8 protein-coding genes and 1 tRNA gene are annotated in these 16,155 nt (G+C 56.2%); 3 read left to right on the top strand and 6 right to left on the bottom strand.

What is annotated here, in order from left to right; all coding sequences use genetic code 11:
- Window positions 1-9 precede the first annotated feature (9 nt).
- The 3 genes from ACYCTF_RS05645 (at window position 10) to ACYCTF_RS05635 (ending at window position 7,751) form a co-directional block, all read left to right on the top strand.
- The gene (locus ACYCTF_RS05645; RefSeq protein WP_461284609.1) at window positions 10-2,931 is read left to right on the top strand and encodes a DUF1156 domain-containing protein; all 2,922 of its coding nucleotides are present in this window, start codon (window positions 10-12) and stop codon (window positions 2,929-2,931) included.
- 14 nt (window positions 2,932-2,945) lie between these two features.
- Complete coding sequence (locus tag ACYCTF_RS05640) at window positions 2,946-5,771, top strand: ATP-binding protein (protein ID WP_461284608.1); 2,826 nt, start codon at window positions 2,946-2,948, stop codon at window positions 5,769-5,771.
- A 267-nt stretch (window positions 5,772-6,038) separates the two neighbouring features.
- Complete coding sequence (locus ACYCTF_RS05635; RefSeq protein WP_461284607.1) at window positions 6,039-7,751, top strand: DUF262 domain-containing protein; 1,713 nt, start codon at window positions 6,039-6,041, stop codon at window positions 7,749-7,751.
- A gap of 661 nt (window positions 7,752-8,412) precedes the next feature.
- Here ACYCTF_RS05635 and ACYCTF_RS05630 read toward each other — a convergent pair.
- From ACYCTF_RS05630 to ACYCTF_RS05605, 6 genes are all read right to left on the bottom strand, one after another.
- Window positions 8,413-9,609, bottom strand: coding sequence for a patatin-like phospholipase family protein (locus ACYCTF_RS05630; RefSeq protein WP_461284651.1), 1,197 nt, complete (start codon window positions 9,607-9,609; stop codon window positions 8,413-8,415).
- The gene (locus ACYCTF_RS05625) at window positions 9,602-11,848 is read right to left on the bottom strand and encodes a ThiF family adenylyltransferase (RefSeq protein WP_461284606.1); all 2,247 of its coding nucleotides are present in this window, start codon (window positions 11,846-11,848) and stop codon (window positions 9,602-9,604) included. Before ACYCTF_RS05625 ends, ACYCTF_RS05630 begins: the two co-directional genes overlap by 8 nt.
- The gene (locus ACYCTF_RS05620; RefSeq protein ID WP_461284605.1) at window positions 11,845-13,011 is read right to left on the bottom strand and encodes a ComEC/Rec2 family competence protein; all 1,167 of its coding nucleotides are present in this window, start codon (window positions 13,009-13,011) and stop codon (window positions 11,845-11,847) included. Before ACYCTF_RS05620 ends, ACYCTF_RS05625 begins: the two co-directional genes overlap by 4 nt.
- Before the next feature lie 466 nt (window positions 13,012-13,477).
- Window positions 13,478-14,308 carry a hypothetical protein gene (locus tag ACYCTF_RS05615; protein ID WP_461284604.1) on the bottom strand — a complete coding sequence of 277 codons (831 nt, stop codon included), beginning with the start codon at window positions 14,306-14,308 and terminating at the stop codon, window positions 13,478-13,480.
- A gap of 621 nt (window positions 14,309-14,929) precedes the next feature.
- Window positions 14,930-15,946 (bottom strand): tyrosine-type recombinase/integrase, encoded by a 1,017-nt coding sequence (locus ACYCTF_RS05610; RefSeq protein WP_461284603.1) that lies wholly within the window; start codon window positions 15,944-15,946, stop codon window positions 14,930-14,932.
- 87 nt (window positions 15,947-16,033) lie between these two features.
- Window positions 16,034-16,109: transfer RNA gene (locus tag ACYCTF_RS05605), tRNA-Asn, on the bottom strand.
- Window positions 16,110-16,155: the final 46 nt, after the last annotated feature.

Raw genomic sequence — 16,155 nt, 5'->3', positions numbered from 1 at the left:
GACCGCACAATGACGCCCATCAAAACCCCTAAGAAACTGATCGAGGTGGCACTGCCCCTTGATGTCATCAATGTGGCGGCCGCGCGCGAGAAATCCATTCGTCACGGACATCCCAGCACTTTGCACCTCTGGTGGGCGCGTCGACCGCTCGCGGCGGCACGGGCCGTGATCTTTGCGCAGATGGTCAATGACCCCGGCTACCAGCAGGGTGGTGGTTTCAAGTACGGAATGAACAAGGAGAAGGCCGCCATTGAGCGGGAGCGGCTCTTTAAGATCATCGAAGATCTCGTGCAGTGGGAGAACACGACCAACGAAGAGGTACTAGGCCGAGCCCGGGCCGAGATCAGGCGTTCCTGGCGTGAAACCTGCGAACTCAATAAGGACCACCCACAGGCCGCTGAGTTGTTCAACCCCGATAAACTGCCTGCCTTCCATGATCCGTTCGCAGGAGGTGGCGCATTGCCGCTAGAGGCACAGCGGCTGGGGCTTGAGAGTTACGCCTCGGATTTGAATCCGGTGGCGGTGTTGATCAACAAGGCGATGATCGAGATCCCACCGAAGTTTGCCCGGTTGCCGCCGGTGAACCCCGGGTGGCGGCAACAGGCAGCCGATTGCAGGGCCATGACAACCGACTGGTGTGGGGCTAAAGGATTGGCGGAAGATGTCCGCTACTACGGTCAATGGATGCGCGATGAGGCCGAAAAGCGCATCGGCCATCTTTATCCGCAGATTGCTGTCACAACAGAGATGGTGGAAGACCCGCATAATCCGCGACCCGACCTCGAACCCTATATAGGAAAGAAGCTCACTGTCATTGCTTGGCTCTGGGCGCGCACAGTCAAAAGCCCCAACCCCGCCTTCAGCCACGTGGATGTGCCGCTTACCAGCACCTTCATGTTGTCTACCAAAGAGGGCAAGGAGGCGTACGTCGAGCCGGTGATCAAGAACGGCGGCTACCGGTTCACCGTGAAGGTGGGGAAACCCCGGGACGCCGAGGCGGCAAAGATGGGTACTAAGGTGTCGCAGGGTAGTTTCCGCTGCCTTATGTCGAACTCGCCATTCCGATACTCATACATTGACGACGAGGCCAATGCTGGACGTATGGATGCGCGGCTCATGGCGATTGTTGCTGAAGGCATTCGTGGCCGCGTGTATCTGTCGCCCACCGCTGAGATGGAAGCCATTGCGCGGACTGCGCAGCCAATGTGGAAACCAGACGCACCGAGCCGCGGAACCTGGGCGAGCAATGCACAGGGTCGCCGCTACGGATTCAGGACTTTTGGTGATTATTTTACCCCCCGCCAACTCGTGGCGTTGACCGCGTTTTCTGACCTAGCCCAGGAAGCTCGGGCCAAGGTGAAAACAGATGCCGTAGCCGCCGGTATGACGGACGATGGGCGGGGATTGAGTGAGGGGGGTACCGGGGCCACGGCCTATGCGGAGGCAGTGGGGGTGTATTTGGCGTTTGTGCTCAGCAAGCAGGCCGACCTTGGGAACAGCCTCTGTAGGTGGGAGCCTGTCGCGCAGTGTCCACGTCAGTTGTTTGGGCGCCAAGCGATCCCGATGATCTGGGACTTTGCAGAAACTAATCCGCTTGGTCGTAGCTCAGGCGCATGGGTTGTGCTCGTAGATGGTGTTTTCAAAGCTTTTGCAAAGGCGTTCGAGTTCGTTGCAGCAAAGGCAACTGGTTCCGCTCAACAGATAGATGCAGGGAAACAGGAGCTGTCGAATGAAAAAGTGGTTTCTACCGATCCGCCATATTATGACAATATCGGTTACGCGGACTTGTCGGATTTTTTTTACGTTTGGTTGCGGCGGTCGTTGAAATCTGTCTTCCCCGACCTTTTTGCCACGCTCGCCGTGCCGAAGGCCGAGGAGTTGGTGGCGACACCGTACCGGCATGGCAGCAAGGAAAAGGCGGAGGCGTTTTTCTTGGGCGGTATGACGCAGGCGATGCACCGCTTGGCGGAGCAAGCGCATCCGGCCTTTCCGGTTACCATCTACTATGCATTTAAGCAGGCGGAGAGTGACGATACTCAAGGACTGACTAATACCGGCTGGGCGACTTTCTTGGCTGCCGTTATCGAAGCTGGTTTTGCCATCAGCGGGACTTGGCCTATGCGCACAGAGAACGGCAGCCGAATGATCGGGCAAGGGACCAATGCTCTCGCCTCCAGTATCGTCCTCGTCTGCCGCAAGCGCGCAGCAGATGCGGCGACCGCTAGTCGTCGGGAATTTATCCGTGAACTGAACGCGACCCTGCCAGAGGCGCTGCTGGATATGACGCGCGGTGGCGTTAATTCCCCGGTAGCTCCGGTGGATCTGTCACAGGCCATTATCGGCCCAGGGATGGCCATATATAGCCAATACGCCGCCGTACTCGAAGCCGACGGCAAGCCCATGAGCGTGCGTACGGCTCTGCAACTTATCAATCATTTCTTTGCTGAAGACGATTTCGACCACGACACCCAATTCTGCCTGCATTGGTGCGAGGGACAAGGCTGGGCCGAGGGCAAATTTGGGGAGGCTGACGTTTTGGCGCGCGCCAAAGGTACCAGTGTCGGGAGTCTGCAATCGGCGGGTGTAGTCGAGAGTGGTGGTGGGAAGCTGCGGCTTCTGCGTTGGGCGGAACTCCAGACAGATTGGACGCCTGAGGCGGGTATGCGCACGCCCATATGGGAGGCATTGCACCAATTGATCCGTGCACTTAATCAGGGTGCGGAATCCGCTGCAGGCGATCTGCTGGCCCGCATGCCGACCTATGCGGAATCTATCCGCGCGCTTGCTTATCGCCTCTACACCCTTTGTGAACGCCAAGGGTGGGCTGAAGAGGCGCGAGCTTATAACGAATTAATCGCGGCATGGCCGAGTATCGAAAAGGCATCAACAGCTGAGGGTGTTGTCGGTGCTCAGGCGCAACTGGATATCTGATTGAGGGGATGAATATGAATCTCAAACCATGGCGTGAAGTGGCCGTTCCGCATGAGGATGTCCTAAAAGGGACGTTCCAGCAAGCCGAGTTTGCCGCCGACCTCTCGCGTGTCCATGACGGGACGGCAACGCCTGAGTACCAGAACCCCGCGCTGTTCTATCAGCGCACCTTCATCACCGAGGGCATGCGTCTGCTGCTGGATTCTGTGGTGAAGCGCTTGTCTGGCAAGGGCGGGGATCCGGTCATCCAATTGCAAACGGCCTTCGGCGGCGGTAAGACGCACACGATGCTGGCGGTCTACCACCTCGCCAAAGGAGAGGCCGCAGTCAGTGATTTACCGGGTATCCCTCCGATTCTGGATGCGGCGGGCGTGACGGAATTGCCGCCCGCGCGGGTGGCCGTACTGGATGGGGTCAAGTCATCGCCCAACCAACCGGTAACGCGGGACGGGCAGATCATTCGCACCCTGTGGGGCGATCTTGCGTGGCAGTTGGGGGAGGCTGAGGGCTACGCCCTGGTGGCCGATGCCGATGCCTCTGGCACCTCGCCCGGCAAGGCGGTACTAGGGACCTTGCTCGGCCGCTATGCCCCCTGCGTGATTCTGATCGATGAACTGGTGGCCTATGTGCGCCAGTTCGAGGAAGGGAAGACCCTGACCGGGGGCAGTTTTGATTCGAACTTAAGCTTCGTGCAGGCGCTGACGGAGGCCCTCAAGGCCGTACCGACCGCGGTCCTGTTGGTTTCGTTACCGGAGTCGGATAAGGAGGCCGGCAGCGAGCGCGGTATGAAGGCGCTGGCCTCTTTAGCGCATTACTTTGGTCGTATCCAAGCGCTGTGGAAGCCGGTCGGTACGGAGGAGGCGTTCGAGATCGTCCGCCGGCGTCTCTTTGCCTGCATCAACGACAAAGCGGCCGCCGAATCGGTGTGCCGGGCGTTTGCTGACACCTATACGGCCCATAGCGAGGATTTTCCGCACGAGACGCAGGAGAGCCGTTATTTCGAGCGCCTGATGCATGCCTATCCGATTCACCCGGAAGTCTTCGATCGCCTATATGAGGACTGGTCATCGCTCGATAGCTTCCAGCGGACTCGGGGCGTACTGAAGTTGATGGCAAAAGTCATCCACCGACTGTGGAAGGACAACGACAAAGACCCGCTGATTATGCCCGGCAGCTTCCCGCTTGCCGATGCCGACACGCGCAACGAGTTGCTCTACTACCTGCCGCAGGGTTGGGACCCCGTGGTCGAGCGGGATGTCGATGGCGAGCGCGCCGAGACCACCGAGATTGAGAACCGCGACCCCCGTCTGGGCAGCGTGCAAGCGTGCCGCCGCTCGGCCCGGACGATCTTTTTGGGAAGCGCACCGAGCACGGCGAATCAAGTGGTGCGGGGCGTTGAACAGGAGCGTGTTCTGTTGGGTGCCGCCCAACCGGGGCAACAGGTCGGCATCTACAAAGATGCCCTGCGCCGCTTAGGCGACCGCCTTCATTATTTGAATAGCGGCAGTAACCGGTTCTGGTTTGATACCCGTCCGAACCTGCGCCGGGAGATGGAGGAGCGCAAGCGCCGCTTCCAGGATAAAGAGGACGTGTTCCCTGTCATCCGGGAGGGTGTGCAGAAGGCCTTCGCTGGCGGCGTGTTCGGCGGTACCCATACTTTCATGCCCAGTAGCGATGTTCCTGATGACTGGCAACTGCGTTTGGTGGCGCTACCACCCGACGCCGCGTTCAGCCGTAGTGGCGAGAACCGTGCGATTGCGCGCGCCACCGAGATTCTAAAGACGCGTGGCGACCAGCCGCGCTTCAAGCAGAACCGCCTGATCTTCCTGGCGGCCGCCGACGACACCGTCAGCCGCCTAAGGGATCAGGTGCGTTCGACCCTGGCATGGCGCTCTATTGTGAGCGACATCAACGAGACGAAGCTCAATCTCGACCAGATCCAGGCACGCCAGGCCCGCAAGACCCTCGAAGAGGCGAACGACGCGCTGCGCCGTATGATCCGCGAGGCCTATAAGTGGATTATCGCCCCCATGCAGGAAGCGCGTCCCGGCAAAGGGCTGTCCGAAATCCGGTGGGAACCTTTTCTAATCAACGCGGGGGCGCCAAACCTCACGCAAGAAATCGAACGGGTGCTGAAGGAGAACGAGCTCTTGATCACCGAGTGGGCGCCGATCCACTTAGCCAAAGTCCTAAAGGACTGGTTCTGGAAGGACGGCGTCACGGAGACCAACGCCCTGAATGTGTGGCAGCAGAGCTGCCAGCAGCTGTATCTGCCACGCCTGAAGGATGATGCCGTTTTTCGGCGCACGCTGCGCGGCGGGGCGGAGAGTCAGGACTTCTTCGGTTTTGCGCAAGGTAAGGAAGAAGGTCGCTACCTCGGATTTACGTTCGGAAAGCCCACCTCGCAGGTTTTGGATGCCTCCCTGCTCCTGATCGAGCCTGTAACGGCGGCGGCCTATGCCGCAGCGCAGAAGGCTGCCGACGGGGCTGCTCGATTGAATCCGACGGAGCCGATTGCCAGTTCCGCCGGCAACGCGCCTCACATTGAGGACTCCGGAAAGGCGGTCTACACAAGTGGTCAAACCGCGCCGCAAACATTGAAGACGCAGTTCTATGGCAGTATCGAGTTGGAGGCGATTCAAGCCAAAAAGCAGTTTGCCGATGTGGTCGATGAGGTGATCTTACACTTCACATCGCGTGCCGGCGTGAAGGTCAAGATTACGGTGGATATTCAGGCGGAGGCAACCGCAGGATTTGATGAGGGGGTGCAGCGTACCGTGAAGGAGAACTCCAAGGTGCTGCGATTCAAGAACGCTGAATTCGAAGAGGAAGGTGACTGATATGGCAAGCCCGGTCAGAGCATGATCATCTACAATGTGATCCGCGCTTGCGCGATATCCTGCTGGAGGCTTGTGACTACGTGGTGAGCCGCCAAATGACCATTGGGCGCCAACGGTCAATCAAAGTGAGGGCTATCTTCGTAGTTACACGATATTTATAGCGTAAGAGGCAATTCGCTTACTAATCGTGTGGCAGAATGGTATGAAGCCATACAAATACGTGTGGGTGCTATTTCCTTCACAAAAACATACAATCCTGAGGATTCCATGAGCTATATTCCAAAAACAATCAGCGAAGTCGTTCTCGAGTACATAAATCGGACGACATTTTTGCCTGCGATACAGCGCGAATATGTCTGGGACACGGACGGCATCGAAAAGTTGTTCGATTCTATTATGGGTAATTACCCGATTGGTTCATTTCTGTTTTGGAAGGTACTGGAAAAAAACAAAAGTCTATGGGCCGCGTACAAATTCTTCAGCGATTTTGATAAGGAATATCCGCACAACGAAGAGGCCAACGTGGCCGGAATCAATCAGGACATTTACCTTGTCCTAGATGGGCAGCAGAGACTGACATCGCTCTATCTCGGCCTTAAGGGATCGTATCGGTTCTTCTATTACAACTGGAAACAAACACGCCTCTATATCAACCTCTTTAAGAAGCCAGAGCGCAGTGACAATCCAGAGGAACTAACTTACGAATTCGCCTTCAGGGAAAGTGCGACACAAAACCCCAAAAATCCGAACCCACAATATTGGTACCTTGTGGGAAATATTTTGAACTTCAACTCAGCTAAACAAGCCAGAAAGGACATTCGGGATCGGCTCATCGGACACGACCTGTTACTCATTGATAATGCTGTTGAACTGATCGAGGAACTACACAATCGGTTGTTTACGGAGCGGTTGATCAACTTTTTCGAAGAGCGGTCAGATGACTATGACAAGGTAGTTGAGATTTTCATTCGTGCGAATACGGGAGGGAAAAAGCTGGAGTACAGTGACATTCTACTCTCCACAGCCACTGCCAAATGGAGAAACCTCAACGCACGCGACGAGATCCATGATTTTACAGACGAAATTAACGCCATCGGTGCGGGGTACAACCTCGGCAAAGATTTTGTGCTCAAAGGCGCTCTGTATCTTACCTCCGGACTCCCGATTCAGTATCAGGTGAAACATTTCACCAAACCGAACCTAGAGAAAATCGAGGACAACTGGGAACTGATCAAGACAAACATCCACACGACGATTCGCTTGATTAGCCGATTTGGCTATAGCGACAAGAACCTGATTTCCACCTTGGCGCTGCTCCCGATCGCGCTGTATCTAAGTCGGCTTGGGAAGAAGAATTTTGTCGAATCAACCCAGCAAGCGGATGTGCGAAATCAACTACTGATGGAGAAGTGGCTTGCCATAGCCCTCCTCAAGAATGCGTTTGGCGGTTCATCCGACACCACATTGAAGAACCTCCAAGACGTACTTAACGAACAAACGGATTTTTCGTTCTTCCCTTATGAAGCCATCAACAAAAAACTCAACATCGAGCCTGGATTTTCTGAGACGGAAATCGACAATCTTCTGGCAACCCAGTATGGATCCAAGTACAGTTACCTGATCCTGTCGCTCCTATACCCCAGCCGGGACTGGAAAGATAGTACGTACCACGAGGACCACATTTATCCGAAATCGGAATTTACGGCGCGGAACCTAAATGCCCGAGGGTATGACCCCGATGTCATCGCATCTTACCAAAAGCACTTCAACACGATTACCAACCTTCAATTGCTGACTGACAAGGAAAATCTGGAAAAGAATGCTGCGGCGCTTGATGGGTGGTTACAGATGCGTGACGCTCAGTTCAAGACGCGACATTCGATTCCGGTACTGCATAATTACGGGTTTGACCATTTCCTCGAATTTATTGGCCGGCGGCGGGACGACATCAAGGGCAAGCTGAAAAGAATCGCGATGTAGCAGTCTCGTGCTTCGCTAGTGGATGGGTTGTCGTCAAATACGTCCAAAACGTGTCACTCGGCTTGAGTGGCATGGCAATGTGCGTCCACTTTTACAACCGATCTACTTCCGCTTCTGGTCGTTAGCCGTCGTTGATCAAGCGGGCGATCAACGACGGCTTTGGCCGACATTGAGTCAGTCACGAACGGCAAATCATCGGCCAATGGCGACGTTGGCATTTCGATCTATTCGGTCCGCAGTGCAGGCAATACCAGACACTGGCGCGGATAGGACGCTTGAGTGACGGCTTTGATCGGACTCGCCGGCGGGACTCAACCAACTGCCGCCGTTCGATTCAGTGCCGTGTCGAAGGCAGCGTTCTATGTGCTCTGGCCAATCACCCTCGCATTCTCCAGAAGGTACTCGGCCATGCCAGCCATTTGAGTACAAGCTGTGGCGGCCAGCTTTTAGCGTTCGTTTTGCGTGATCCGGAGCGACTCTTTCCGATAGGAGCAAGCGCTGCTCCGTGGAACACGAGGGTGTCACACGCTGCGACGTACCTAGGGCGTGACACCTTTCTCTGCCGGCTACGCGGATGGGTTCATGATTCCGCTGTGTTCTTACGATGTGCGGGGGGCGCTGCATCACGAACTGCGCGTTTAGAAAACACTGTCTCACCTTTTCAAATACTGGACAAATACCGATCGATTACGACGTTCGTGAGTTGCTCACCGCGAAGCGCAAGCATGTCTAAATCGCCCTGTGCCATAGACGCAAAGTTCGTGGGGTAGTCCCGTACCGTCTCACGACGAACAAGGTCAGCCGGCGCACAGGGCAAGCGGCTATCGATCTGGCCAAGATATACCATACCGAATCCCCTTAATCTTCCACTCTCAACGTAGCGATGCAGGCGACTATAAGCGCTGTCTTGAACCTTACGATGGACAGTATCGAAGGACTGTCTTACCCGGCTTAGCCACCAGAATGGACTCGTATCCCCACTCATCTGGCCCGGCCCAGCATTGAGGCTGATAATATGGGTTGCGGGAAAGGTATTAATGCTGATTCCGCTATCCCTGTCGGGTTCTAGAACGGTGATGCCGAGATTATCGAAGACGCCACCGTCTGTTAGTACCACCTTTTCCGTGATTATCGCTCCCGCTCGTTCAAAGCGGAATTCCTCGATTAGCGGCGGCAGGAAAAGAGGAAATGCAGCAGACGCCGCCACTGCCTTTGCCACAAGAATATCATTTTCGGTGATACGTCCATATCTCCAGCCGCCGGAGCTCTGGGAACCGAACCGAAATGCTGTTCCAGTCCGCAAATCGCAGGCATTGATGACAACTCGCACGCCTGGCCGCTTGACTTCGGTCAGCGTGGCAGTGCCAAAAACATTCCTCTGAAGCGCATTTTCGAATGCGGTCGTCAGGCTTCCCCAGATCGGCAGCGAGCGCGACAGGAATGCCAGCCAATTTTCAATCGCCGTTGTCGGCAGGCCCGTAATGAGACGAATCAATCGCAACGCGATCCTCACCGCGCCCAGTACCAGCGTGGGGATGGCGGTACATACAAGAGTCGCCAAGATCTTGGGCGTTTCTTGACTGAAGAACACCGACCGGGCAATTGATCTGTTAAATCCCTTGCGCAAAATACCCACGATCCGCTGGTCAAACTCAGGAAAGTCAACATCCCAGTACGCCAAGCAGGCCCCGATGACGCTGCCGCCAGAAATCGTCGACACGACCTTGACCTTCTCCAACAAACCTCTGTCATGGAGTGCGCGCAAGCAACCGAGATGAAACGCAATGGCACGCGAGCCGCCGCCAGATAGAGCAAGCGCGACAAATGGCTGTGAAGGTTCAGGGGAAGCGCTATTCATCTCGGTCAAACAAGCTTCCCGCGATCAATGGTGCGTTCGATGAGCCAGCGACAATCAACATAAGGAAGTGGTGGCCCAGGAAGTCGGGACTGGCGAACAGCTGTGCCATGGCATCCTGATCTATAGGGCTCGGTTCAGGCACACTCCCAGGATGGGTATGCCACATGCCGATGAAGGATACAGAGCCGTGCGACCGTGCAACGAACTCCTGATTCATCCGTTCCACGCCACGCGTTCCGCAGACGAATCCGTTCCGGGTTGCCGTGCTATCGGGTGGTGGCCCGCTGGCGGTGCTAACCCAGATGACTTTTAGGAAATCGTCTACTTGACCAAATAGAACACCTCCGGTTTCCACGTCGGCCGCGCGCTGCCGTTCCGAACTCCGTATCCAGCTCAACATCGTGGCCTTCGCCGCAGGTGCGAGACGGATCTGATAACCATGTCGCGCGTCAGCATATATCCCGTCCGATGGCCAAGAATATTCCGCCTCCGGCGGCAAGTCAGCGATTGTCTGAGGTGCTGTCGGTATATACATACCAAAACCGTAGGCACGGTCACTGACGCCTCTGGTAAGCCAACCGCTTGCCACGTTCAACATGCGACCAGTCAGGACGGCTATGTCTGTCGCTGATCCGACAAAAGTGGGATCAGAACATCCGGGCTCAGGCTGGAATAGTCGTGATGCATATGCTTTGTTCGGCCAGAACTCGTCCAGCCAGTGGTTGCCGTTCGGTGAATTGGCAAATTCCAACTTCAGGCGCCGGTCTAGATCACAAGTGATGCCGGCCACATCACGCTGCGCCAATGTCATCAAGCCAGTGTCGGCTTTGTGGCCAATGGCCATTGACACGATCGGGGGATGGCTTTTTGGCCAGTCGCGCAAGTGATATTCCAAAGCGCTTGCAACACGAACCGAGGCCGTTGCGTTAATGATAACGTCTGCTTCGAATAAGGCCCCAAGCATGGAGGCGTTGCGCAGCGCATCGAGAATATTCTCGTTGTGCGCAACAGCGTCGACCTTCGGATTGATGTAACGGACATTGGAGCGGGTTGCAGTGGCTTTCCCGTAACCGATCTGATGACGGTCAAAGATCTGCCGGACAAGAAGACCTGGCTTCACCACTGCCTTATCGTAGAGCTGGAGCTTCGCCGCGCCCGCTCGAGCCAGAAGCATCGCAATTGTGCTTCCGATTGCGCCACAGCCGATTATCACTACATGGCGACCACGCCAGAACTGAGCGGGCGTCCCAGTGTCCCTCTGGACGATGATTTCCGGCCGGTCCTCCAAAACCGAGCACCAATCGATACTAGCCCGCTCCGTCCATTCCTGGAAGAGATGCTCATCGACCGGGTTCTCTTCCGTTGCGGCGAGTACGGCGTTGCGCAGTTCAAGCGCTTGTTCCGCTTTGATGCGCCAGACCGCGAGGTGCTGCTGCCGATCGCCCCCCGCTATCCTCCGCATAGCCGCTCCCAGAATAAAGATCAGCGGCTTGTCATCATGGTTGCGCAGCGCGCCTATCGAAAGGAGCAACCGAATGATTTCCAGCGGGATGCCACGTTGCTCTAGTACATCCTTCAGCGCGGCGATGGTCTCGGGATACTCAAATGGCATGTCGCCCGGTAACAGAATCGCGGGCGCGACGCGCGTTCCTGAAGCAACGTTGTCGCGCTCCAGCCATTCGCCAAGTTCCAGACAAACCTCATTTTCCCTGACGATCTTTGCGTACCCTGCCCACCAGGGCGGCTCGGGCGTTGGGGTATTCTGGGTAGGAACAACAGAAAGAGCTTGCCCTTTCTGGTAGGCGACTGGTGGATGCAGCGGTAGTCCGATGGGCTCAAGCTGGTTGTCTGACCCGGCACAAAGCCACTCGTCCACGCGCCGGATGAAGCCGAACATCCCATCATCCGGTTGCCATTCCGTCTCCGGCGATTGATAGAGGCAGACCGAGCTACCCCACTGGATATGCGGAAACCCGCTATAGTCGGAGTGGGTAAACCTAAGTTTAGGAATCTCCAGTGGGAACTGCGACGGAATCGAAATCACTAGCCTTTCACGCGGCCGATACGGGATACCACCTTTAGCCCGAGGATAGCGACCGCAGTCGACCGAGACCCCCGCCTTTAGGTAAGCGTCTGTCTCCGCGGGCTCCGTGATCTCAACTATCTCCAAGGCGCCATTAGACTTGGCAGCGATCCCTTCGAGTTGTTCGAGAGCCCAGGTCTGGCCGCCTGACCTCATCCGTGGCCGAAACCGACTTTGGCGGAAGGGGGGGCGTTTGTGCCACGCGCAGCCGCGACTGCCTTGGCTAGGTCGGACTTAGCTTCTTCGGACAGGGGATAGTCCTTGTCAACCTGCGCTATACCTTGCGCGGTCACGGTAAAAATGATCGGGCGCATCTTTTCCGGGGCGCTGTACTCACCAGTACACAGGAAGCCGCCGGAAACCATTTCTTGGTAGCGGTTCTTGGCCTTGGCGTGGGGCGGATTGTCACCGGACGAATTCAAACCGGGGATGGTGGATGAAGACGACACGATGTAGCCGCCAGCATACTGCCGATTCTTGAGGTCATCCAAAATATCCTGCTTGAGGACATCGTTGCCCTGGTCGTCCTTTTCGTACATCGCCTTCTTCGAACAATGATGCGGTGCCAGCAAAACGTTCCAGTTAAGCTTGTCCAGTTTGTTATTGCTCTTAGTTTCGTCAAAGATGCGCCGTAGGGTCGCATAGGCCAAATCCCCAAAGAACAGGCCTGCCATCGATAAGGCGGGTGTGCCGATCAAGACCCGCATTGCCAAGCTGGTTTCGTTGCGCTCTTCGGCAGAGTCGTCCTTAAAGGGCGCGTGGACGAAAGCGGCAAAGCGATCCGCGACATCGACGCCATCCAGAAAGGTTATGGATTTTCCAGGCGTCGTGAAGAACGCCCCGGGGAAGTCGCGATAGTCGTCTTCCTGCAGCAAATCATCATAGCCTACTATCCGAGCGCGATTTCCAGCTCCGGGGTCGCCGCCAGCCTTGATCGTCTCGGCAACGCGCCGCTTGGCTTCTTTCTTAAAAGCAATAGCGTCATCGCACAAATCCCGATGGAATTCTCGGAAAATCCGTGGGGTGTGCCACAGTTCGCCGATGGTCGCGCGCTTGAGGAGGTCCCTGAACCCCTTGCAATGATCCAGATCGGGATGTGTGAGAGCAAAGCAGGACAGATAGGGCTTACCGTTACGCTGTGGAAGCTTGGCTACCAGCTCATCAACAAGTGGGATTTTCTCGTTGTCGCCCGCCTCAGCCATGGCGCTGTCGTTGAGATCAATCTGTAGGTTTTCAGTATCGCTGATTGCGATGGTGGTGCTGTCGCCGCAACCAACCGGCCAGAAGATGAAAGATGGTCCCTTTACGTCGGCAAACATGCAGCGCTCCTCCAAAAGTATGCTTGGCAATCGGGGGGACGATGCCACCGTGCCGCCCAACTCGTAGACATCTATTTGGATGGGGCCGCTTTTCTGCATTTCAAGGGAACACGTCCAACTACCGGAACTTTTCTGGACTTTCAGTTTATACGCGAGGCAGCGGGACAAGGATTGATTTGAAATAACCCCGTCTGAACGGGTAATCCCGAGCCGAGCGCGGCCAACAGATCCAGACCGGGCGACTCAAGGATGTATGTTGCTGATCGACGTTCGAGTGCTGAACCACGCCATCGGCGCTAGCAATAACCGGTTAGCGGAGCGGACACAGCAATATCCGATGGCGACGTAAGGGAACAACCCTTCCGGGCCGACACTGTCAGTATGGACCATAGTTGCGCAAAGCGGCCGCAGGAAGACTGCCTACGGTGTCCTGTAACTGTTGGTTAACTGTCGGCCGTCGCAGACTCTAGCGGTCAAGCGACGGAAGTCCTTTCGCATCGAATGTGTCACGCGGATAAAAAGCTACCAGCACGTGACCCTTCCCATCAGGAGCAGCACTGCCAGGACCGCTGAGCACCCAACCAGAATCACTTGGGAACGTCAACCGAGCGTTGCTGGCAAAGCCAGCCAACATTACATCTTGCCCTGGAATATCGATCACTTTGAGCTCAATTGCGGCTCGTGACGCTTCAAAGTCTTTGAACGCGATTGTCAGAACATAGTCGCGACCGCGTTTCCGTACACCCGCCCAGTATCTTTTTGGGAACGCGAAGACCTCCAGAATAATGCCGTTGGCCTCGCAAGGGGTTGCTCCGCGAAAGTACAGATCGTCTGGTTCGAAGAGGACGGTTGCCGGAGATACGGCGTCCGTATCTGGCAAAGCAGAAAAATCGTGGAGGCCCCACGCAGTGATCCCAAAGGTCGGTCCTGAACGCACCGGACTCGACAAGGGCTGACTCATGAGCGCGACTCCCTTCGGGAGGCCATTAGTTGGGTCACGGCCAGAAATGATAGCTCCCTGCGCCTCTCCCGAAAACTGAACAAAGCCGTCTGGGTGGTACGAAAGCTTTACGCGATCACTGGTTGTGAATCCGACGATGTCAGTGTGCGGCACTTCAAACTGGCCAATCTTCTTGTAGTCAACCGGCATTTTCCCTACGAAGCCGGCGCGGGCGGCATGATACGGCGTAACCACTGCGAAGCCCTTTGCGCCATAACCGATAATTTTGGTAATCTTGCGCGCTGGACCTCCTGTGACAGTCCGGATCGCGATGGTCTTCCCCCGTATCTTGCTCATATTTAAGCGTCACCGTCCAATGGGCCGTCAAAATGGATGAACTGCATGTCGTCAAGCTACGACTCCGCAGTTCGTATGTGATTCGCAGTTCTGTGGCGACCTCAAAGCGTACTCGCACTGCCGTCAATGTCTCGTCTCGTTGAGAGCAATTATGGCCCCCTGTCGTCAGTGACTAAGGCGTCGCTTCCAACGAGCCGAAGATATAGTGCGATGTACCCGCGTCTCCGAGATCATTCGGCCCATTGGTTCCTCTATAGTAGGCGAATGCCCGCCATGGGGCAGTCCCGCCGGCGGGCTTGATCAAAGCAGCCGGTCAGGTTTCCTATCCGTGCCCATGTCCGGTCTGGCATGCACTGCGGACCAAATGGATCGAAACGCCAACATCGCCATTGGCCAACAACCAGACACTCAATGCGAGGAGCTTAATTGACTGCATTGAGTCCCGACCCGATCTTTGCGTAATCAAAAATAGCGTGGAGAAAGTGGTCAGCGTTCTTTGAAGAAAACCCTACCGTTATTGATATTCACGTTACCCCAACTTCGCTACTAGGCTCTTTGCCCACAAATGCATGTATCTGTGCTTGGCTGATCGAGTTGGGACGCGAGGACCAAAACCCATCCTCACTTCATCCGTTTCGCCAAATCCTCGGCCCGCAGGTGCGTGTATCGCTTCAACATCTGCATCGACTTATGCCCGGTGATACTGGAGACCTCCATGGCATTGAACTCCTGCTTTTCAAAGAGCCGTGAGGTCGCCTCGTGGCGTAGGTCGTGGAAGGTCAGGCCCTCGATGCCGGCGCGCTTACAGACGCGCTTAAAGGCCCTACTGATAGAGCCGGGACGCATGCCCCACACCAGCCCGTCTATCTGCCTGGGCAGGGCGCCCAAGACCGCCAGCGCCGCCGTGGACAGTGGCACGCCCCGCGCCTCGCTGGTCTTCGTTTCTTCCCAAGGAACCGTCAAAACGCTTTTTTGCCAATCAATTCGCTCCCACCGCATGGTGGCGATCTCGGATTGGCGCATGGCGGTCTCGATGGCCCAGGTAATGATCGGGCCGATCTCGCCACCGTAGGTAGCAGCGGCGGTCAGCAGGCGGGCTTGCTCATCGTCTACCAAGCGACGGGTGCGGCCTTGTGGGAGTTTAGGGCGTTGGCCTTTGACGAGTTCGACGGGGTTACTCAAAGACTCCATGCCCCAGGCGGTACGGGCGACATTAAACAGGTGAGAGAGTAAGGCAAGATCCAATCGGACGGTATTAGGACCCGCGCCGCCTGCCTGTCGGGTCTTCATAAAGGACATGATGTCTTTTCCTCGGATGCTCGCCAGAAAACGCGGGGCAAGGGGACCGAGCATAGGGATGAGTCCGTTGACGCGCCGAGATTCGCGCTCTGCGTTCTTTTTTTGTGGGACGATTTCGGTACGGTAGCGGTTCAGGGCTTCGGCTAAGGTCGTGCCCTCGGCCTCGGTACGGGAGACGAAAATTCCCCGATCCATTTCAGCCTCGACCTGCTTGGCCCAAGCCTCGGCTTCGCCCTTCAAGTCGAATGTCCGCGCGAGTTCAGAATAACCGCGCTTCTTGATCCGTACCTGCCAAACCTTACGGCCCGATGGGCCAGGTCTTGCCCGCAGACTCGCCATATCCGCCCCTTTTCTTTTTCAGGTGGACATAGTGTGGACATATTACGGATTGGAAAGGAAGAGGGCGGTGCTAAGTCCTTGATTTATTGGCTCCCCGGGAAGGACTTGAACCTCCGACCCGGTGATTAACAGTCACCTGCTCTACCGACTGAGCTACCGGGGAACACAAGGCCCGCTATGCTACGAACCCAGACCCCTGGCGTCAAGGA

The organism is Acidiferrobacter sp., assembly GCF_054609335.1.
Note: the sequence above shows the minus strand (reverse complement) of the source record. Positions and strands in the feature narration are given on the sequence as shown.